A 20,076-nucleotide genomic window follows, 5' to 3' on the forward strand; every position below is an offset into this window, starting at 1 on the left:
TTAAACCTTAATATATCCCATAAAATTAACAAATTACCGATAATTAACCAATAAAATCGATGACATAACAATTAGTCACATCACTTACTTATACAACTTTACGTATATTTGTACTTTCAATTTTAATGTATGGAAACTGTTGTCGAAAATATACCTGCCGGAAAACCTAAATGGTTAAAAGTAAAACTTCCGATTGGTCAAAAATACACTGAACTTCGTGGTTTGGTAGATAAATATAGCTTAAATACGATCTGTACTTCAGGAAGCTGTCCTAACATGGGAGAATGCTGGGGTGAAGGAACAGCAACTTTTATGATTTTAGGAAATGTTTGTACACGTTCTTGCGGTTTTTGTGGTGTAAAAACAGGAAGACCGGAAACAGTAGACTGGGACGAACCTGAAAAAGTGGCACGCTCTATCAAAATAATGAACATTAAACATGCTGTAATCACAAGTGTGGACAGGGATGATTTAAAAGATGGCGGTTCTATTATCTGGATTGAAACCGTAAAAGCAATTCGCCGCATGAACCCAAACACAACCCTTGAAACTTTAATTCCGGATTTCCAGGGAATTGAAAGAAATCTGGACCGAATTGTAGAAGCAAATCCTGAGGTGGTTTCCCACAACATGGAAACAGTAAGACGTTTGACCCGCGAAGTACGTATTCAGGCCAAATATGACCGTAGTTTAGAAGTTTTACGCTACTTAAAAGAAAAGGGAATCAACAGAACAAAATCAGGAATTATGTTAGGTCTTGGTGAAACAGAAGAAGAAGTTTTTCAAACCATGACTGATTTACGCGATGCAAATGTTGATGTCGTAACTATTGGCCAATATTTACAGCCAAGCAAAAAACATTTACCTGTAAAAGAGTTTATTACTCCTGAACAATTTGCCAGATATGAAAAATTTGGACTTGAACTGGGATTCCGCCATGTAGAGAGCGGTCCTCTTGTTCGATCCTCTTATAAAGCACAAAAACATATATTGTAAAAAGTTTATCCGGTTAATGCCTAATTTATTTTGACCGACTAAACAAATCACAGAATAAAATTTGAAAACTAGAATTGCTATAAATGGTTTTGGAAGAATCGGCAGAAATTTATTTCGATTACTTATAAACCATCCTGAAATTGAAGTTGTTGCAATCAATGATATTGCAGATAATAAAACGATGTCGCATTTGGTAAAATATGACAGTATTCATGGCGTTTTGCCTTTTACAGTATCTCACGATGAAAAAAGCATAATCGTGGATCAAAAACATTATTTATTCTTTCATGAAAATAAGATTTCAAATTTAGACTGGAAAAGTCATAATATTGATTTTGTAATTGAATCAACGGGAAAATATAAAACCCACGAAGAGTTAAATGCACATATTGAAGCAGGAGCTAAAAGAGTAATTCTTTCTGCTCCGTCTGAAGTAGATATTATAAAAACTGTTGTTTTAGGAGTAAATGAAGGGATTTTGGACGGAAGTGAAAAAATTGTTTCGAATGCGAGCTGTACGACAAACAATGCTGCCCCAATGATTAAAATAATTGATGATTTGTGCGGCATTGAACAAGCTTACATTACAACAATTCACTCTTACACAACCGATCAGAGTTTGCACGATCAGCCGCATAAAGATTTAAGGAGAGCAAGAGGAGCCAGTCAGTCGATTGTTCCTACTACAACAGGAGCAGCTAAGGCACTTACAAAAATCTTCCCTGACCTGCATCAAAAAATCGGGGGCTGCGGCATCCGTGTCCCGGTACCCGACGGCTCTTTAACAGACATTACGTTCAATGTAAAACGTGCCGTTACTATTGAAGAAATTAATGATGCTTTTCAAAATGCATCAAAAACATATTTAAAAAATATATTAGATTACACAGAAGATCCAATCGTATCAGTAGATGTAATAGGCAATACAAATTCATGCTTATTCGACTCCCAATTAACTTCTGTCATTGATAAAATGGTAAAAGTGGTTGGCTGGTATGATAATGAGATAGGTTATTCATCAAGGCTTATCGATTTAATTTTACTGATGAAAAAAACATAAGATTCCATATAAAAAGTATTGCATTATGAAATACCTTTTTATTTTTATCAGTTTTTTTTCCACCCTTTTGTATTCGCAAATAAAACCGAATACAGATACCATTTTTCATGATGACATATTGCAGGGCTCAGCTAAAAAAGCCGCCGACAAATCGAATTACAGGAATTCTTATGAATATTTGAATTTCCAGAAAGCGATGTCTTTCAAATCGTTAAAAAAATACGATTTAGCTTCCAAAACACTAAAAGAAATAATCCGGCGTTCAGAAAACACCAAAACTTTAGCAATCAAATCAGAATCCTATTATCAACTTGGATTACTAGAAACGCAATTAAAGAAAAGTGATTCGGCTATTTTCTACTTTAATAAAGCTCTGGATTTAAATGCAAAAACTCAAAACTTAAAACAAAAAGCCAGTATTATATTAGCAATAAGCCAATATTATAAAAACAAAAAGGAATTCGAACGTGCTTATAGCTATCTAAACGAACATTATCAGATTGAACAGAATATTCTAAAATTAAAAAATAGTAAATCCAATTCTGATAAATATAAAAAAATCAATGAAGTTCACCTTTTAAATGAAGAAAGAAGAATAAATGAAGAAAAAGCACAGATTAAAACATACAGATACTCCAAATTAATCAGTATTCTGGCAATTGCGCTTATTTCTATTTTATCCTTGCTGAGTCTTGCTCTTTACAAAAACAACGTTATCAGAAACCAGAATAATTTACTTTTAAGAGAAAAGAACAAAGAACTTATTCTGGCAAAAAATAAAGCCGAAGAAGCTTCAAAAGCCAGATCTGAGTTTTTATCTACAGTAAGCCATGAACTTCGAACCCCATTAAATGCAATTAATGGTATTGCACATTTATTACTTGAAGAAAATCCCAAAGAATCCCAATTAAAATATTTAGATTCGTTAAAATTCTCCGGAAATTACCTCACTACATTTATCAATGAAATACTTGAAATCAACAAAATTGATTCAAGTAAAATTGAAATAGAAAAAATTAGCTTTGACTTAAAGGCTTTACTTAATAATATTCAGAATTCGCTAAAAGAGTTAGCTGCTGCAAATAACAATGACTTCTTACTGAAAATAGACGATGCCATTCCGGATAATTTAATTGGCGACACAACAAAGCTTTCACAGATTATCCTGAATTTAATCAACAATGCATTAAAGTTTACTCAAAACGGACAAGTCATAGTTATTGCTAAACTACATGCACTGGAAAATGAAAAAGCGACGGTTTATTTTGAAATAACGGATACCGGAATCGGAATTCCAAAAGACAAGCAGAAAAAAGTTTTTGAAAGTTTTTCACAAGGTTCTGTAGAAGTTAATCGCAAATACGGCGGAACAGGCTTAGGTCTTACTATTGTAAAAAAACTCATTCACCTTTTAGGAGGCAAAATTCATTTAGAAAGTGAAGTGGGCAAAGGTTCTACATTTAATTTCAAATTAAACTTTGATATCAGCAAAAGCCCATCAGAAAAAATTCAGGAGATCAAACATTACAATGATGACCAGTTAAAAAACAAACTCATTTTATTGATTGAAGACAATAAAATCAATCAGATGATCACCAGAAAAATGCTCGAAAACAAATCTATATGTTGTGAAATACTTGATAATGGAGAGGAAGCAATCGAATTATTAAAAACAAAAAGTTTTGATTTAATTTTAATGGATGTCCACTTGCCAGGTATAAATGGTACAACAGCTACTCAGTTAATCCGGGAATTCGACAAAAAAACCCCAATCATTGCCCTTACCGCCATTTCACTAGACGAAAACAGGGAACAGCTTTTATCTTTTGGAATGAATGATGTGATTACAAAACCTTTTGTGCCTGATATCTTTTACAATACTATTGCTCAATTTTTCGATTAATTTCTAATTCTGAAATTAGTTTTTAACATAATTCAAAATAGCAGCGTCAAAATTTTGCTGATGATTGATAAAAGTACTTTTCATAGGCAAATAATACAATTTCGAAATCATCCGGACATCTTTCAACCGAACGTAATCTTTTTCAGTTGTAATGATTTTTTTGCCTTGAGCCTTATTCTGAATTTCATTCAAATCTGCTGCAGAAAAGTGATGATGATCAGGAAAAGTCAAACATTCATCATTTTCGGTTTTTAGAAAATCAAAAAATGGTTTCGGTTTTGCAATTCCGGCTAAAAGCACTTTTGATTCTGATTTTATTTCGTTTATAGCAATTTTCTCTTCCTTATTATAAATTGCATCATCATAATCTATAAAAGTAAAATAAAGTTGTTGTGAGCAATTTAACTTTAATTTTAAACGGATTTCTTCCTGCTTTTCATCAGACAGGTTTTTAGGACACTTTGTAACGACAACAATATTGGCCCTCCTGGCTCCACTCCTGCTCTCACGCAAATTTCCAGTTGGCAGCATAAAATCATCTGCGTACAAATCTCCAAAAGCGGTCAATAAAATATAAAATCCCGCTTTTACTTTTCGGTGCTGATAAGCATCATCCAATAAAATTATCTCCGGTTTTATTTTCTGTGAAAGTAATTGTGTAATTCCGTTAGTCCGGTTGGCATCAACCGCAACCTGAATATTTGGAAATTTTTGGTAAAACTGAAAAGGCTCGTCACCTAAAATTTCAGCATTGGAAGTTGAATTGGCCAAAACAAAACCTTCCGATTTTCTTTTGTAGCCACGGCTTAAAGCAGCCACTTTGTATTGATTAGACAATAATCGGATTAGGTATTCAATCTGAGGAGTTTTACCAGTTCCTCCAACACTTAAATTACCAACTGCTATAACAGGAACATTGAATGAGGTTGATTTCAGGATTCCTTTATCAAAAAGAAAATTACGGATTGAAGTAATAAATCCGTATAAAATGGCAAACGGGAAAAATATTTTTCGAAGTAAGTTCATAAAGTTATTTATCAGAATAATGACCCATTGCGGAAATTACAAAAACGGTTACAATATCCTCCTGCACTTTATATATAATTCTGTCTTTAGAGTTTATTTCTCTCGACCAAAAACCACTTAACCCATATTTTAATGCTTCCGGTTTTCCAACGCCTTCATAAGGAGTTTCACTAAGTTCTTCTAATATTTGAGCGATTTTTTTAATACTAGCCTGATTACCTGCTTTAAAATGTTTCTTTAAATGCACTTCAGCTAATTTTTCTATTTTAAGCCCAAACTTCCCCATATATCTTTTGGATCAACATCAGTATAATCACCTCTTTTCGCTGATTCTAAAACCATTTTCACAAATTCAGGATTATAGGGGCTGTTTTTTTTTATAAGTTTTTTTGAATCCGTTTCTATAATCTCTACTCCATCAGAACCTTTAACAAAAGCTTCAGACAAAATAGCCATAAAAGCTTTTCCTGCTTTAGTACGTTCGTTAATTTTTATTGTTACAGTAGTCATCTCGTTTGATTTAGAAATACAAATATACAAAAAAGTAATACCAGTAATATTGTATTACTCATATTCCTTTTTTGTATAACAACAATAAAAATTTTAAAGTTTATTCGTTAATTTGTTTGAAGTTTTAATTAAAAAACTGAAACTTTAAACCTGAAACAAAATTCAAAATGAAAATTAAAAACATAACAGATGTTCTCGAACAAATGGCACCATTGGCCTACGCCGAAGATTTTGACAACGTTGGTCTTTTAGTCGGAAATTCAGAAACCGAAAGCACCGGAGTTTTAGTCTGTCACGATGCTTTAGAAACTGTAATCGAAGAAGCTATTGCCAAAAACTGTAATCTGGTGGTTTGTTTTCATCCGATATTATTCTCCGGAATCAAAAAAATCACAGGCAAAAACTATGTCGAACGTGCCATTTTAAAAGCAATCAGAAATGACATCGCCATTTATGCTGTTCATACCGCTTTAGACAATCATTCGCAGGGGGTAAACAAAATATTTTGTGATGCTTTGGGCTTAGCGAATACAAAGGTTTTGATTCCGAAGCAGAATTTCATTCAAAAATTAGTTACTTACACCACTCCTGATAATTCAGATAAAGTTAGGAATGCATTGTTTGAAGCCGGTGCCGGGACAATTGGAAATTATGACAACTGCAGCTTCAATTCTGAAGGTTTTTTTACGTTTCAGGGAAATGAAGACAGCAATCCTGTAATTGGAGAAAAAGGAAAATTACATACCGGGACCGAAATAAAAATTGAAGTTATTTTTGAAAAACATTTGCAGTCCGGAATCTTAAAAGCCCTTTTTGCCAATCATATTTACGAAGAAGTAGCCTATGAAATTTATGATTTACAGAATTCGCATCAAAATATCGGCTTGGGAATGATTGGTGAACTGGAATCTGAAATGGATGAAAAGGATTTTCTTCACTTTGTAAAAGATAAAATGATTGCCAATGGAATTCGCCACTCAGCCTTTACAGGAAAAAAAATAAAGAAAGTTGCCGTTTTGGGAGGCTCGGGAAGCTTTGCCATAAAAAATGCAATCCAGGCCGGGGCAAATACTTTTTTGACAGCCGATTTAAAATACCATCAGTTTTATGAAGCAGAAAACAAATTACTTTTAGCGGATATTGGTCATTTTGAGAGCGAACGCTATACAAAAAATTATATTGTTGATTATCTTAGAAAAAAAATCCTTAATTTTGCCATCATTTTATCAGAAGAAAATACAAATCCAGTTAAGTACTTATAGAATATGACGAATACGAAAGAATTAAGTGTTGAGGACAAGTTAAGAGCAATATACGATTTACAGCTTATTGACTCGAGAATTGACGAAATCAGAAACGTAAGAGGGGAACTTCCATTAGAAGTTGAAGATTTAGAAGATGAAGTTGCGGGTCTGAGCACTCGTTCAGAGAAACTAAAAGGTGAACTTGAAGTGGTTGAAGAGCAAATCAAAGCAAAGAAAAATGCAATTGAAGAGCACAAAGAAGTAATTAAAAAGTACACAAAACAACAAGAATCAGTTCGTAATAACAGAGAATTTAATTCTTTGACAAAAGAAGTTGAATTTCAGGAATTAGAAATTCAATTGGCCGAAAAACAAATAAAAGAAATGAAAGCTTCTATCGAACATAAGAAAGAAGTTATTTCAAATCTAAAAGAAAAATTAGAAGCTAAAAGTTCACACTTAAAACATAAAAAATCTGAGTTAGATGCTATTATGGCTGAGACTCAAAAAGAAGAAATCTTCTTAACTGAGAAATCTGCTGAGTATGCTGCCCAAATCGAAGAAAGATTATTGGCTGCTTACAACAGAATCAGAAGCAGTGTCCGTAATGGTTTAGCTGTAGTATCTATCGAAAGAGGAGCTTCTGCAGGATCATTCTTTACAATTCCGCCACAGACTCAGGTAGAAATTGCTTCAAGAAAGAAAATCATAACTGATGAGCATTCAGGAAGAATCTTAGTTGACAGCGCACTTGCTGACGAAGAGAGAGAAAAAATGGAACAATTGTTCGCTAAAATCTAAATAAAATTGTCCCGATCAACATCGGGACTTTTTTTTACCATAAAATTTAATGGTCTTGGGACTTAAAAAAGGAATTCGTTTTATTACATTAAAATCGGTTGGACAATACATCAACTTTCTTAGTTACATCCGTCCGCAAAAAGCTGTCGAACTTTCATATGCACTTTTCAGTCAGCCAAGAGACGGAAGACTGTTGAAAGAAAAACTGCCTAAAATTCTAAAGAATACGGAATCAGAAACTTTTCATCATAACGGACACCATTTTCAAACTTATATCTGGAAAGGAAACGAGACCAAAATACTTCTGGTTCATGGATGGGAAAGCAATGGCTCACGCTGGAAAAAAACACTTCCACACCTTCAAAAATCAGGAAGCACCATTATAGCCCTTGATGCCCCGGCACACGGACAAAGCAGCGGTAAGGAATTTAATGTTCCGCTTTATGCCGAATTCATCAATAAAACGGTAGAAAAATACCAGCCGGATATTATCATTGGGCATTCTATTGGCGGAGCAGCCTGCGTGTACCATCAGTATTTATTTCCGAACACCAGCATCAATAAAATGGTAATTCTTGGCGCTCCATCTGATTTAAAAACACTGATTGACAATTATGTATCGATGCTGAGTTTAAATAACAGAATGTTTTCTCTTTTAGAAAATCGTTTTTTAACGCATTTCAATTTTAAACTCGAAGATTTCTCCGGACAAAAATTTGCTTCGCAATTTAATATCCCGGGTTTAATCGCTCATGACAGAGCAGATAAAGTTGTAGCTTTTGAAGAGGGAAAAAAAATCGCCAGCAACTGGAAAAACAGTCAGTTTATTGAAACCAAAGGTTTAGGTCATGGTATGCATGATGATGAACTATACCAAAAAGTGATTGATTTTTTGTTTGAAGCGAAATAATCGGCTTTTGCCCTTACGTTTCCAGCTTTCAGCTATATTCCCGATAAAAAACTACGGCAAAAAAGTCTTCTTTTTAAAATCGGGCAATACCGCTCCAATAGGGCTAAAGAGCAACAATTTTAATTTTTGGGTATCATTTATCTTTATCTAATTTTCAAAATCCGTATTTTTGCAACATGGAAGAAAATCTAAAACGTCTTAATAAATTTATTGGAGAAACCGGTTATTGCTCCCGTCGTGAAGCCGATAAACTCATAGAAGAAGGCCGCGTAACCATAAATGGCGCAGTACCTGAAATGGGAACCAAGGTTTCACCGGATGACGAAGTGCGCATAGATGGAAAATTAATCGTTGAAAAACACGAAAAAATGATCTACCTGGCTTTCAACAAACCTGTTGGAATAGAATGCACAACCAATTTAGAAGTCCGAAATAATATTGTCGATTTTATCAATTACCCAAAGCGTATTTTTCCAATAGGAAGATTGGATAAAGCCAGTGAAGGATTAATCTTCATGACCAATGACGGCGATATTGTAAACAAAATTTTACGTGCCCGAAACAATCACGAAAAAGAATATACAGTAACCGTAAACAAACCCATAACGGAACGTTTTATTCAACGTATGGGCAATGGGGTTCCGATTTTAGATACGGTTACCAAAAAATGCAAAGTAGAACAAATTAGCAAATACACTTTTAAAATCATTCTGACGCAAGGTTTAAACCGTCAGATTCGAAGAATGTCCGAGTATTTAGGTTATGAAGTTACAGCATTAAAACGCATCAGGATTATCAATATTTCGCTGGATGTTCCTGTTGGCCGCTACAGAGATTTAACAGATGCTGAAATAAAAGAATTAAATCAGCTCATTGAACCATCAAGTAAAACTGAAGAAGCAAGTTTCCCTAAACCGGAAGCTCCCAAAAGAAGAACAGAATTTATTTCAAAACACGATCCCCGCTTTAAAAAAAGAGGCGATTATTAAATATCAGTAAAAAGGCTCGATATAATTTAGCGATGCTTTTTACTGATATTTAATTTAGAAAGATTATACCATCCAGCCAAGAAGCTCATCTTTAACAACTTGTGTAATACGTACCCCTTGGTTAAATGCTTTATCAGTTTCACGAGTATGAATACCTATTATTTCTGTTGTATCTTTTAAAACAAGTGCAGATCCACTAGCTCCTTTTGCAGTGTAGATAGGATAACGAAGGCTTAAAGCATTAACATCAGTTAATTTACCATTTGCTTCTGACATCGTTTCGTTGAACCAACCATAACCATTAATTTGCAACGATTTATTAAGAAGATCTTCATCTGTTTTCACGTGTAATAATGGAAGCGTTCCACCAGGCTTAATTGCTTTTTTTAGTTTAACTATACCGTAATCCAAATTAACATCTTCTTCAATAAGCTTATCATCTATAAGTCTTAAAGGAACATCGTTTGGTATTGATACCGCTGGATAACCTACTGGATAATACCAAGCTTCTGCTTTTACTACTTCAAAAGGCAACTTTGGCTCATTACTAGCTCTTATAAATTTAATACTTTTTGCTATTCCTCCCTCGTTTATGGAATATAAATTATGGGCACAGGTCAAAAGATATAAACTTTCCTCGTCTCCATCACTTTTTCCAATTAATGTAGCAGTACCGATAAACTCTTCATTACTATTAGGATATACCATAATTAGTAATCCAACATTTTTATAAGGTGCTAATGTAGTGTCTGGTACTCTTACAGGATTATTCCCCGGTATGGGTTTAAACACTTCTTTTTCAGGTAAACCATTTCTTTTCATGAATATTTTTTTAAAGATTATTGAAAATGCACTTTGATTTCACTAATCATTTGCTTAGCCAGTGCAATTCCAATCTTCATAAATAAAACTACATTATGTTCTAAAAAACCAAAAAAGAATGACATGACAAGGTAAATGAATGTTATGAAGATTAACAAATCTGATATAAGATAAACAAAAAATCCTTTACATATGAAGGATTTCATTTTAGAAAAACAGGAATAATTATTTTAATATTCTAAAATTTTTAACGAAATCTTTGTACTTATCACTCAGGGTAACTTTATGATTCCCTTTTAAAATAATCAAATTGTCATTTACATTTATTTGTTCAATCTTACTGAGATTCACTATATAATTGCGATGCGTCTGGCAAAATTTAGCCGCATCGAGTAACTGAATAATTTTTGTTAAGGATATTAAAATAACAAATTTCTCTGCATCAGTAATGATATTGCAATAACGATCTTCAACTTCTATGTACAAAATATCCTTGATTTGAACTTTCTTTAAAATCTTGTTTTTTTTGATAAAAAGAGAATCCCTGCTTACCACCGTGTTTTGATCTTCACTATGAAAAACATTGGTTTGCTCATAAAATTTCTCAACAGCCATTTCCAGTGCATACAAAATTTCAAGCTCATTAAAAGGTTTTAACAAAAAGCTAAAAGGTTTGGTAAGTTTAGCCCTCTCAAAAATCTGACGGTCTTTAGAACTGGTTAAAAAAACAAATGGTTTTTGTCCGTCCGGCACAATGTTGATGGTTTCGGCAAAAGTAATTCCGTCTGGTTTTCCGTCTAAAAAAACATCGATAACCACGATGTCTATTGTATTTTGGTAAAATAGGGTCAGTGCCTCCTGATGCGTTCTGGCAACGCCAACAATATTATAATTATTTTCAGTAAGTACTTTTACAAGCGCGTCGCTTTCAGCAGGTGTATCTTCGACAATAAGTACATTTATATTATCCATGGTTTTTAAACTTTGGCAATGCTATGATAATCCTGGTTCCAACATTTTCTTCACTCTCTATATCGAGTTTTCCTTCGTTTTTACGGATCAGGCTTTTACACAGCTGCATTCCTAATCCGGTTCCTATGATATCATCGTTTTGCTTTTTAGAAAGCAAAATGGTTTCTTTTAATAATTCTTTTCTTGTTGCTTCGTTCATTCCTAATCCGGTGTCTTCGATGACCAGATAACAAAAATCTTCTGATGCAGGACGGCTGTAAATAGAAATCGTTCCGTTTTCTTTAGAAAATTTAATCGCATTGTCTAGAAAATTTCGAATGATGATTTTGACCGAATCCAGATCAGCAAACACATAATCTGAAGCTGAAACATTAGTTTTAAATTCAATATTCTTATTTAGCATCAAAGGTTTGTAATTGTACTCTACATGCTGTACAATCGTGGCCAGATGCAATGATTCCTGATAAAAATAACCTTGTTTGGTTTGCAACAAAGCCCAATTGAGCAGGTTGTCTAATAAATTGTATGCCCCACTGGCAATGGAACTGTTTTTATGCAGTAAAACATCGAGTTCTGTATAGTTTTTACTTTCCAGATTGTCTATTAATTTACCATTACTGGTTTTTAAGGCGTTAACCGAAGAACGCAAATCATGGCTTACAATAGAGAATAACTTGTCTTTGGTAGCGTTCAGTTCATCGAGTTCATTTTTCTGCGCCAGGATTATTTTACTGTTCCTGATTTTCTGCCTATAAAAATAAACTCCGGTACCAAGTAGTATAAACAATAAAACCGAAGAAATGAGAAACCCATTTCTTTCGGCTATTTTTGCTTTATTCTCCGCAGCGAGAATGTTGACTTCTTTTTGTTTTTGTTTTATAGCAAATTTCTTTTCAACTTCTGCAATTTCCCAAACTTTGTTTTGATCGTTTAAGGAATCTTTCCATGTTTCGTATTCTTTTCTGTAAGTTAAGGCCAACGGAAAATTTTTTCTGTTTTCTTCAACTACCGCCATATTTTTGGTTACAATTCTTTTTAAATCAAATGATTTTACCTTTTTTGACAAATTATATGCTTTTTCAAAATAAGGTACTGCCTGATTATCTTTATATTGTATATAATATAAATTGGCCACAGCTATATAAGATTTAACAAGTGACAAAGTATCTTTCCTTATCTCATTTAATTTAGAACTTTGAAGTAAATATCCCTCTGCCTTATCAAATTTTTTAAGATGTAAATAGCACAATCCAATATTCTGTAAAACTGTATTTTTTTTAAATTCATAACTCCTTTCTGGAAGTTTTTCAATAAATTTAAAATATTCCAAAGCAAGTTCAAACTCCTTTTGTTCTAATGCTATTTCTCCCAAATAAAAATTCACATTGTGATAAAAAGTAAATTTCTTTGAAACAAATTTTAATTCATTTTTTGCTTCTTTATAAAGTTTTTTTCTTAAAAACCCAACAGCTCTAAAATAATGACAATAGTCATTTAATTCAACATTATTTCTACTAAGTTGTCTCATAGAATAAACTAAAGTTGAATCCCAATCCATTTCAAAAAAGAATTTTTGGGCTTTATCAAAATCAATTTCTTCCTTAAGCTTAGTTACTTTTTTTTTTATTTCAGTTTTCAATAAATCTTCGTTAAGACTCTTTTGAGAAAAAAGAATAAAAGGAAAACAGATTAAAAATAAAAGAACAAAAAAAATTATTCCTATTTTTTTTTCTTTTAACATATAGTTCAATTATATTGTACCAACAGCTGTTTCTGTTCCTCTTGAAGTTTCCGGATCTATATCCCAAAGAAAAGTTTGAATCGTGCTAACATTCATAAATGCATCTTCTCCATAAGGCTCTTTTTCAGCTTTAAAACTTATCTCATAAACATCAAAGTCTGTACTTATTGTATCATCTATATCATAAGTGATAAAAAATTGTAACTGACGAGTTCCATCAAGATCTACATACCAGTTTTGATAAATCATAAATTCTAATTTATCACCATTTAGTTGCGTATTGGTTGACACTAAAAAGACTGCTCTAACCTGAAGTGTATCAGCATCTGTAAAAGTTGCCTGCACTATAGGAGAAAAAGGAATTTGTGATCTGTTTTCAGGAAAGCTTATAGGCTTTTGGGTTAATCTACTCTTAGTTGCTTTTTTAATGCACTTACCTGGTGGATAGATTTTTGAGGTTGGAGAATAAAGGGTAGTTTTTTCCATAATAAATAATTTTAGGAGGTTAGGTTAATAATATTTAATTTTCAACGAAACATTGCTAAATAAGACTTTTTGTCTTACAAAATCAGCAAATTTCAGAAATCAAATATAACAAAGTATTTCTTAATAACTTTTATTTACTTATGCATTCAACGTTATTATTTGCTTTTTGTCAATAAAAAATCACTCGAAAAAATAATTTACAAAAAAAATCCTACCTTTTATTAGATAGGACTTTTGTAGGTTTTATTGTTTTTTCAAAAAAGTATAATACAACGGTTTAGATAAAAAAGATTTTTCCTGATAAGAATGAATCTCGTATTCTCTTACTGTTTCTTTTAACTTACCATTTAAATTATGCTTCAAAAAATACTCTCTTCTAACTTCATCATTAAAATTCAAATCGCTTAAAAATACCGGCTCTATGCCTCTGTTGACTGAGATATTATAATTGGTAATCAGGTTTCCCCAATTGACAAAACTGCACAACAACAACAAGCCATAGCAATACCACACCATTTGGTTAAAAAGGTATGCATTGGTTTTTTGTCTGGCAATCTTTAAAAATGCATACACCAAACCAATTGTCACTAAAATCAGAAATGCATATACTCCTAAACGCTTATATGTTAATCCGAAAAATGACACGTATTCTGAATTTTTGATTATGGCACTTACAATTAAAACGCCGTTTAGTAAAATCCATATTTTAGCTGATTTTCTAAGCATTGTGGCTTTCGAATCAAAATTAAAACCTCCCTTAAAATAAAATAAGATTACACCAACAGCCATAAGAATTGAAAAAATGACAGCATTTACCCTCTCATGCGTATCTGAGCTCAGATTTGTTTTTTCGACAGCTTCAAAAAACTGCTCATAATTATAAGTCGCAATAAAAATAAGCAGCAATACATTCAAAAGGACCAAAGTAATTTCGCCGCTTTTTCTTTCGAAGTCGATATCAAGAAACGAAAAAGAACTTTGGTTTTGATTTCTGACCTCATCGGTAAAGTCATTATCTAAAAGCTGATTTTTTTCGTAACAACCTTCAGGAATCCAGTAATTCCAAAAATTGAATGAGATATAAAATCCCAAGCCGCTAATTAAAGTAAGCTGCCAAAGGTCAAGATCTAGCTCATAATCGCTAAACAGAGATGAGAAATGGTTGCTTCCAAATGAATATACGATAAGAAACAGTCCCAAAAACACAGCAGGAATAATGAAATAGGCAATCAGTTTTTTGGCAAAACCGTTGTTTACCTTTCTTTTCGGAAGATATTGACTAAACATAAATATTCGTCCAAAAGAAGCTATTCCGTTTACGAATATCAACGGAAATACCTGAAGCAGTTTTAGTTTAGGTTCCTGTGTTTTGAATTGCAAAAAAACAATCGATAAGGCCAAAGCCCAAAATGAAGCAAAATCACCATACCAGGCAAAAGCATAACAAGAGAGGATACTAGTTATTACCAAAACCAGATGTGATCTGTGCGTAAACCGATCCTGAAAGAAATAGCAAATCAATGCTGTTAATCCTAAGCCAAAAAGTCCGAGGTTCACACCTAACTCTTGTTTGTAAAAAAGCAGCGTAAACAGTAAGCTGCTAACTAAAATAAAATGTAGTTTTTTCATATTTGTAGAATTTATTTATTAGTTGTCAAATACGTTATCTCCATTACCAATTGTTTTTATGCACATTTATAAATCGATTTCATATTCTCTTTTTTAAAAAGTACTTTGTATTTCAAAGTTTTTAAGTAAAAAAATTTAGTTCTTAAGATTTCATTAATTTTTCAAGATAAGATAAGTGCTCTTTGAAGGCAGCTCGCCCCAAAGGGGTTACCTGATAGGATGTTTTTGGCTTTTTACCAACGAATTCTTTTTTGACTTCAATATATTCTGCTTTTTCTAATGCTGAGGAATGACTCGCTAAATTTCCGTCTGTGATATTCAGTATCGTTTTCATCTCGGTAAAATCAACCCAGTCATTCACCATCAGAACGGACATTATACCCAGTCTGACACGGCTTTCAAAATCTTTATTTAGCTTATCAATGATTCCCATTGGTTTATTTATATTTTTTGAACATTACTAATCCGTACAAGATATGTAAAATACCAAAACCAAATATCCAAAAAAGCAATCCGTAACCTATATAAAAAAGCGAAATGCATCCCAAAATCAGTTCTGAAAAACCTAAATATTTTATATCTGAAAACGTATATTTCTCGGCATTTATAACTGCAAGTCCGTAAAAAATTAAAGTTGAAGGGGCTACAAGACCAAAATATCCGTGATATACCAAAGCCAGACAAAATATTCCACCGGCTAGAAGCGGAACCGCAAGATTAAACAGCATTTTTTTTGTCGCTGAAGTCCAGATTGGCAAATTATATTTTCGGCTTTTTCTTATGGTAAAAAAAGTTCCGAATGCAAATGCACAAACTAAAATTATAATTGCGATCCAAAATAGTTCTGAAACCAGACTGGTCGAATATAACCTGTGCTCGTCATTTAAATAATCCATTCCGTTGGCTTTAAATAACTGATAGACGTACAATCCTCCTATCAAAGCTGACAAGCCTGCAAAGACTCCTGAGAGTCCGCTTAGGGATATAAATCTTGAAGAGCGTTCCATCATAGAACGGATATGTGCTAAATCTTCCTGGTGCTGCTGATTCATAACTAAAGTACTTTGTGATACAAAGTTATTGATTATTTTGAATTGACAATATCAAAAATACTTTTTATTTTAATCTTTAAAATTATGTCTTTAAGAAATTAAGGAGAATAATGACCTTACGAGTTCGCGTGAGGGATAGAAATAAGCTACCAAAGTAGCATGGATAGCCCGACCGTATTTGTGAAAGGCGCACATAAGCGGTTTGTGAGGTAGCGCATTTTGCAAATACGGTCACGCCCAAAGAATAAAACAACAAAACCCACTCGTTTTGAATGGGTTTTGGTTATTGATACTATATGAAATTATTATTTTCTACTTCTAATTTTTCGGGCTAAAAGTGTATTTTGAAGTAACATCGCAATAGTCATTGGCCCTACTCCACCAGGAACCGGAGTAATAAATGACGCTTTTTTACTTACTTCATCAAAATCAACATCTCCTTTAATCACATATCCTTTTGGATTTGAAGTATCGTCAACTCTGGTAATTCCAACGTCAATAATTACGACGCCGTCTTTTACCATGTCTCCCTTTAAAAATTCAGGAACTCCTAAAGCTGTAATAATGATATCGGCATTTTTAGTAAACTCAGCTAAATTTTTAGTACGGCTGTGTGTTAAAGTTACGGTTGAATCCCCAGGATTTCCTTTGCGGCTCATCAAGATGCTCATTGGACGTCCTACAATGTGGCTTCTTCCAATTACTACAGTATGTTTTCCGGCAGTTTCCACTTTGTAACGCTCTAATAACTGCATAATTCCGAAAGGAGTAGCAGGAATAAAGGTTTCCATTTCTAAAGCCATTCTTCCAAAGTTTGTCGGGTGAAAACCATCAACATCTTTATCCGGATCGATTGCTAAAAGAATCTTTTCCTCATCAATATGCTTTGGCAAAGGCAACTGAACAATATAGCCGTCCAGGTTTTCATCTTCATTTAATTCTTTAATTTTGGCTAATAAATCTGCTTCGGTAATATCTTCCGGCAAAGCAACTAAAGTAGAATCAAAACCAATTTGCTGGCAGGATTTTACTTTACTCCCTACGTAAGTCAAACTTGCTCCGTTATTTCCAACTAATACTGCTGCTAAATGAGGTACTTTTCCTCCTGCGGCTTTTATGGATTGAACTTCGGCTGCAATTTCGTTTTTAATATCTTCTGATGTTTTTTTACCGTCTAGTATTTGCATTTTCTTTAGTTTCAGGTTTAAAGTTTCAGGTTTCACATCAAAGTGAAATCTTATTTATTTTTATAAAAAAAGTTTCAAATTCCAGTCTCAACAACTTGAAACCTGAAACCTGAAACTTTTAAATTATTATTATCTCGGCATTCCGCCTGGCATACCTTTCATGCCACCCATCATTTTCATCAGGTTTTTTCCGCCTGGCCCCTGCATCATTTTCATCATCTTGCTCATTTGGTCAAACTGTTTCATTAGCTGATTCACCTGTTCGACTTTAGTTCCGGATCCTTTAGCGATTCTGGCTTTCCTTTTTACATCGATGATCGTCGGTTTACTTCTTTCGCCCGGAGTCATTGAATAAATAATCGCTTCGATATGTTTGAAAGCATCGTCTTCAATTTCTACATCCTTCATGGCTTTTGAAGCACCTGGTATCATTCCGACCAAATCTTTCATATTACCCATTTTCTTCACCTGCTGAATCTGAGTTAAGAAATCATCAAAACCAAATTCGTTTTTGGCGATTTTCTTTTGAAGTTTTCTGGCTTCCTCTTCATCAAACTGTTCCTGAGCTCTTTCAACAAGAGACACAACGTCTCCCATTCCTAAGATACGCTCAGCCATACGATCCGGGTAGAAAATGTCAATTGCTTCCATTTTCTCTCCTGTCCCGACAAATTTGATTGGTTTGTTTACAACCGATTTAATCGAAAGCGCCGCTCCACCACGGGTATCACCATCTAATTTCGTTAAGATAACGCCATCAAAGTTTAAGATATCGTTGAACGCTTTTGCTGTGTTTACTGCATCCTGTCCTGTCATAGAATCGACAACAAACAAGGTTTCCTGAGGCTGAATTGCTTTGTGTACACGTGCAATTTCGTCCATCATTTCCTGATCGACTGCCAAACGTCCAGCTGTATCGACGATAACAACATTGAATCCGTTTGCTTTGGCGTGTTTGATTGCGTTTTGAGCAATTTCTACAGGATTTTTATTTTCAGGCTCTGAGTAAACCTCAACACCTATTTGATCTCCAACAACATGAAGCTGGTTAATCGCCGCAGGACGGTAGATATCACACGCTACAAGAAGTGGTTTTTTATTTTTCTTTGTTTTTAAGAAATTAGCTAATTTCCCGGAGAAAGTCGTTTTACCTGAACCCTGCAAACCAGACATCAGGATCACTGTTGGATTTCCGGAAAGATTTACACCGGCAACATCACCTCCCATTAATTCGGTCAATTCATCTTTAACCAACTTCACCAATAATTGTCCTGGCTGAAGTGTAGTCAATACATCCTGACCAATTGCTTTTTCTTTTACCCTTGCAGTAAAATCTTTAGCAATTTTAAAGTTAACATCGGCATCAAGCAATGCACGACGAACTTCTTTTAAGGTATCGGCAACGTTTACTTCTGTAATTTTACCGTGTCCTTTTAATATATGGAACGCTTTATCTAACTTATCACTTAAATTATCAAACATAATTTTGTTTTCTTTTATTGAAGTGCAAATATAAACTAAAGTTACAAAGTCACAAAGTTACCCACTTGTAAAATTTAGCGAATAGGAATAAAAAAACCAGCTTAACTAACTGGTTTCTTTTATACTTATTTTTTGATTAGAAAATTTGCTGTTATTAATTTCCTTTTTTTTCAAAATACAGATAATTGGTACTATTACTTACATCCCGAAAACGTATTATAGAATTATTAAACTCAAATAATTTCCAGTTAGAATCTAATTTATGAAGCAAATTTGAATTAAAAATTATTTTAAATTCTTTTCCACCGTAAACTGCTTGAATATCCCATTGGCCTGTTTCTGAAATTCCATCTTTAGTGGCAACAACAGATTTATCACTTTTAAAAACAAAAACATAGCCATTGTACAGTGAAGTCTTGTCAGAATCTTTAAAAACATAAGGGATTTTCCAGGAATCTTTTGTTATTGTTTCAGCAAAATCAAGTACTGCTGTATTGTTTTCTGAGCAATTGTCCATTGCATATTTAATGGCATTCTCAAATTGATTATTATTTGTAATCCATTTTGTCTGATTATTATAATCTTTTATCGAAACAGGATAACGCAATGAAATATACTGACTGGCGTTCAAATTTTTTATAAAATCAAAAAAAGCCTGATCGCTGTTAATCGTAACAGAACTGGCTTCCTGGTTATAACTGTTATAAATATTAATAGATATTGGGTATTGAATATTTAGTCCATTTATTTTAGACAAAAGATCAGGATAAAGATTCCAATAATCAATTAATGTATCAAAATCGGATTGATTTGGAATTAGTTTTTCGATATAATTATAGTACACCATCGTTACCGGAAAACTGATTCTCACAACATCATCATCAGTAGCATAGGCGTTGATATTATCTATTACTTTTTGATAATCAGCCGTTGTATTTATGGCAATAGTCTCATTATTAACTGTAACAGTATAGGGTAGTTTTATAGTACAATAACTCGAACCGTCGATTATATTATCCTGAACTGTTTTTACCATTGCTACCCTTTGCAGATAAGATGTAAGCGGAGAAGCGTTAGTAACTGTCTGGTCGTTATGATTTTGTTCGTCTATTTCATTTTGACAAGAGAAAAAGAATAAACAGGCAACTACTAATAAATATTTATGAAAGCGTAACATATTAACATTTTTACAAAGGTAATAATTTAAGAATCTGTTTTCTCTAAATCGCCTTTCAGCTATGCGTAATTAAGCTTATTTACTGCATA

At 33.3% G+C, this 20,076-nt stretch carries 20 protein-coding genes; 7 read left to right on the forward strand and 13 right to left on the reverse strand.

All coding sequences use genetic code 11. The features are described from left to right. Nucleotides 1–129 precede the first annotated feature (129 nt). From lipA to K8B81_RS05750, 3 genes are all read left to right on the forward strand, one after another. Nucleotides 130–996 carry a lipoyl synthase gene (gene lipA, locus K8B81_RS05740; RefSeq protein ID WP_223679811.1) on the forward strand — a complete coding sequence of 289 codons (867 nt, stop codon included), beginning with the start codon at nucleotides 130–132 and terminating at the stop codon, nucleotides 994–996. 61 nt (nucleotides 997–1,057) lie between these two features. Continuing rightward, the gene (gap, locus tag K8B81_RS05745) at nucleotides 1,058–2,056 is read left to right on the forward strand and encodes a type I glyceraldehyde-3-phosphate dehydrogenase (RefSeq protein ID WP_223679813.1); all 999 of its coding nucleotides are present in this window, start codon (nucleotides 1,058–1,060) and stop codon (nucleotides 2,054–2,056) included. Nucleotides 2,057–2,081: 25 nt separating this feature from the next. Beyond that, nucleotides 2,082–3,959, forward strand: a complete 1,878-nt coding sequence (locus tag K8B81_RS05750) for an ATP-binding protein (protein WP_223679815.1) — start codon at nucleotides 2,082–2,084, stop codon at nucleotides 3,957–3,959. 15 nt (nucleotides 3,960–3,974) lie between these two features. On the opposite strand, the gene lpxK is transcribed toward K8B81_RS05750, so the two are convergent. From lpxK to K8B81_RS05765, 3 genes are read right to left on the reverse strand one after another with little or no spacing between them, the layout of a single operon-like run. Further along, nucleotides 3,975–4,985 (reverse strand): tetraacyldisaccharide 4'-kinase, encoded by a 1,011-nt coding sequence (lpxK, locus tag K8B81_RS05755; protein ID WP_223679816.1) that lies wholly within the window; start codon nucleotides 4,983–4,985, stop codon nucleotides 3,975–3,977. Nucleotides 4,986–4,989: 4 nt separating this feature from the next. Further along, entirely contained in the window at nucleotides 4,990–5,271 is a 282-nt protein-coding gene (locus K8B81_RS05760; protein ID WP_223679818.1) for a Txe/YoeB family addiction module toxin, read from the reverse strand. Then, complete coding sequence (locus K8B81_RS05765; protein ID WP_223679820.1) at nucleotides 5,247–5,495, reverse strand: DUF2683 family protein; 249 nt, start codon at nucleotides 5,493–5,495, stop codon at nucleotides 5,247–5,249. The genes K8B81_RS05760 and K8B81_RS05765 overlap by 25 nt, the downstream gene beginning before the upstream one ends. 167 nt (nucleotides 5,496–5,662) lie before the next feature. Between K8B81_RS05765 and K8B81_RS05770 the strand changes: the two genes are divergently transcribed. The 4 genes from K8B81_RS05770 (at nucleotide 5,663) to rluF (ending at nucleotide 9,439) form a co-directional block, all read left to right on the forward strand. Then, nucleotides 5,663–6,757, forward strand: a complete 1,095-nt coding sequence (locus K8B81_RS05770) for a Nif3-like dinuclear metal center hexameric protein (RefSeq protein WP_223679827.1) — start codon at nucleotides 5,663–5,665, stop codon at nucleotides 6,755–6,757. Nucleotides 6,758–6,760: 3 nt separating this feature from the next. Beyond that, nucleotides 6,761–7,540 carry a zinc ribbon domain-containing protein gene (locus K8B81_RS05775; RefSeq protein WP_223679829.1) on the forward strand — a complete coding sequence of 260 codons (780 nt, stop codon included), beginning with the start codon at nucleotides 6,761–6,763 and terminating at the stop codon, nucleotides 7,538–7,540. Nucleotides 7,541–7,595: 55 nt separating this feature from the next. Beyond that, nucleotides 7,596–8,450, forward strand: a complete 855-nt coding sequence (locus tag K8B81_RS05780; protein WP_223679831.1) for an alpha/beta fold hydrolase — start codon at nucleotides 7,596–7,598, stop codon at nucleotides 8,448–8,450. Nucleotides 8,451–8,626: 176 nt separating this feature from the next. Continuing rightward, the gene (rluF, locus tag K8B81_RS05785) at nucleotides 8,627–9,439 is read left to right on the forward strand and encodes a 23S rRNA pseudouridine(2604) synthase RluF (protein WP_223679833.1); all 813 of its coding nucleotides are present in this window, start codon (nucleotides 8,627–8,629) and stop codon (nucleotides 9,437–9,439) included. A 63-nt stretch (nucleotides 9,440–9,502) separates the two neighbouring features. Here the strand turns inward: rluF and K8B81_RS05790 are convergent, their stop codons facing one another. The 10 genes from K8B81_RS05790 to K8B81_RS05835 all read right to left on the reverse strand — a co-directional run bounded on the left by K8B81_RS05790 (nucleotide 9,503) and on the right by K8B81_RS05835 (nucleotide 19,987). After that, nucleotides 9,503–10,261 carry a trypsin-like serine peptidase gene (locus K8B81_RS05790; protein ID WP_223679835.1) on the reverse strand — a complete coding sequence of 253 codons (759 nt, stop codon included), beginning with the start codon at nucleotides 10,259–10,261 and terminating at the stop codon, nucleotides 9,503–9,505. A gap of 225 nt (nucleotides 10,262–10,486) precedes the next feature. After that, nucleotides 10,487–11,233 (reverse strand): LytR/AlgR family response regulator transcription factor, encoded by a 747-nt coding sequence (locus K8B81_RS05795; RefSeq protein ID WP_223679837.1) that lies wholly within the window; start codon nucleotides 11,231–11,233, stop codon nucleotides 10,487–10,489. Next, complete coding sequence (locus tag K8B81_RS05800) at nucleotides 11,226–12,872, reverse strand: tetratricopeptide repeat-containing sensor histidine kinase (protein ID WP_223679839.1); 1,647 nt, start codon at nucleotides 12,870–12,872, stop codon at nucleotides 11,226–11,228. Before K8B81_RS05800 ends, K8B81_RS05795 begins: the two co-directional genes overlap by 8 nt. Nucleotides 12,873–12,983: 111 nt before the next feature. Beyond that, nucleotides 12,984–13,460: a hypothetical protein gene (locus K8B81_RS05805; RefSeq protein ID WP_223679841.1), complete on the reverse strand. Its 477-nt coding sequence runs from the start codon at nucleotides 13,458–13,460 to the stop codon at nucleotides 12,984–12,986. A gap of 243 nt (nucleotides 13,461–13,703) precedes the next feature. Further along, nucleotides 13,704–15,089 carry a DUF4153 domain-containing protein gene (locus K8B81_RS05810; RefSeq protein WP_223679843.1) on the reverse strand — a complete coding sequence of 462 codons (1,386 nt, stop codon included), beginning with the start codon at nucleotides 15,087–15,089 and terminating at the stop codon, nucleotides 13,704–13,706. Between the two features lie 142 nt (nucleotides 15,090–15,231). Beyond that, nucleotides 15,232–15,522, reverse strand: coding sequence for a winged helix-turn-helix domain-containing protein (locus tag K8B81_RS05815; RefSeq protein WP_223679845.1), 291 nt, complete (start codon nucleotides 15,520–15,522; stop codon nucleotides 15,232–15,234). Between the two features lie 4 nt (nucleotides 15,523–15,526). Continuing rightward, a complete protein-coding gene (locus K8B81_RS05820; RefSeq protein WP_223679847.1) occupies nucleotides 15,527–16,141 on the reverse strand; it encodes a hypothetical protein in 615 nt (204 codons plus the stop codon). 305 nt (nucleotides 16,142–16,446) lie between these two features. Continuing rightward, entirely contained in the window at nucleotides 16,447–17,328 is an 882-nt protein-coding gene (locus tag K8B81_RS05825; RefSeq protein ID WP_223679849.1) for a bifunctional 5,10-methylenetetrahydrofolate dehydrogenase/5,10-methenyltetrahydrofolate cyclohydrolase, read from the reverse strand. Nucleotides 17,329–17,457: 129 nt separating this feature from the next. Continuing rightward, on the reverse strand, nucleotides 17,458–18,810 hold the full coding sequence (ffh, locus tag K8B81_RS05830) for a signal recognition particle protein (protein ID WP_223679851.1): 1,353 nt from the start codon (nucleotides 18,808–18,810) through the stop codon (nucleotides 17,458–17,460). A 154-nt stretch (nucleotides 18,811–18,964) separates the two neighbouring features. Continuing rightward, a complete protein-coding gene (locus K8B81_RS05835) occupies nucleotides 18,965–19,987 on the reverse strand; it encodes a hypothetical protein (RefSeq protein ID WP_223679853.1) in 1,023 nt (340 codons plus the stop codon). Between the last annotated feature and the right edge of the window lie 89 nt (nucleotides 19,988–20,076).

Origin of the sequence: Flavobacterium hibisci (assembly GCF_020026925.1) — a bacterium.
GTDB classification, from domain to species: Bacteria; Bacteroidota; Bacteroidia; order Flavobacteriales; family Flavobacteriaceae; genus Flavobacterium; species Flavobacterium hibisci.

Excerpts from the sequence above, each read along its gene's own strand:
- lipA (WP_223679811.1), top strand. The coding sequence starts at position 130 with ATGGAAACTGTTGTCGAAAATATACCTGCCGGAAAACCTAAATGGTTA.
- K8B81_RS05750 (WP_223679815.1), top strand. The coding sequence starts at position 2,082 with ATGAAATACCTTTTTATTTTTATCAGTTTTTTTTCCACCCTTTTGTAT.
- lpxK (WP_223679816.1), bottom strand. The coding sequence starts at position 4,985 with ATGAACTTACTTCGAAAAATATTTTTCCCGTTTGCCATTTTATACGGA.
- K8B81_RS05760 (WP_223679818.1), bottom strand. The coding sequence starts at position 5,271 with ATGGGGAAGTTTGGGCTTAAAATAGAAAAATTAGCTGAAGTGCATTTA.
- K8B81_RS05765 (WP_223679820.1), bottom strand. The coding sequence starts at position 5,495 with ATGACTACTGTAACAATAAAAATTAACGAACGTACTAAAGCAGGAAAA.
- K8B81_RS05770 (WP_223679827.1), top strand. The coding sequence starts at position 5,663 with ATGAAAATTAAAAACATAACAGATGTTCTCGAACAAATGGCACCATTG.
- K8B81_RS05775 (WP_223679829.1), top strand. The coding sequence starts at position 6,761 with ATGACGAATACGAAAGAATTAAGTGTTGAGGACAAGTTAAGAGCAATA.
- rluF (WP_223679833.1), top strand. The coding sequence starts at position 8,627 with ATGGAAGAAAATCTAAAACGTCTTAATAAATTTATTGGAGAAACCGGT.
- K8B81_RS05790 (WP_223679835.1), bottom strand. The coding sequence starts at position 10,261 with ATGAAAAGAAATGGTTTACCTGAAAAAGAAGTGTTTAAACCCATACCG.
- K8B81_RS05795 (WP_223679837.1), bottom strand. The coding sequence starts at position 11,233 with ATGGATAATATAAATGTACTTATTGTCGAAGATACACCTGCTGAAAGC.
- K8B81_RS05805 (WP_223679841.1), bottom strand. The coding sequence starts at position 13,460 with ATGGAAAAAACTACCCTTTATTCTCCAACCTCAAAAATCTATCCACCA.
- K8B81_RS05810 (WP_223679843.1), bottom strand. The coding sequence starts at position 15,089 with ATGAAAAAACTACATTTTATTTTAGTTAGCAGCTTACTGTTTACGCTG.
- K8B81_RS05815 (WP_223679845.1), bottom strand. The coding sequence starts at position 15,522 with ATGGGAATCATTGATAAGCTAAATAAAGATTTTGAAAGCCGTGTCAGA.
- K8B81_RS05820 (WP_223679847.1), bottom strand. The coding sequence starts at position 16,141 with ATGAATCAGCAGCACCAGGAAGATTTAGCACATATCCGTTCTATGATG.
- K8B81_RS05825 (WP_223679849.1), bottom strand. The coding sequence starts at position 17,328 with ATGCAAATACTAGACGGTAAAAAAACATCAGAAGATATTAAAAACGAA.
- ffh (WP_223679851.1), bottom strand. The coding sequence starts at position 18,810 with ATGTTTGATAATTTAAGTGATAAGTTAGATAAAGCGTTCCATATATTA.
- K8B81_RS05835 (WP_223679853.1), bottom strand. The coding sequence starts at position 19,987 with ATGTTACGCTTTCATAAATATTTATTAGTAGTTGCCTGTTTATTCTTT.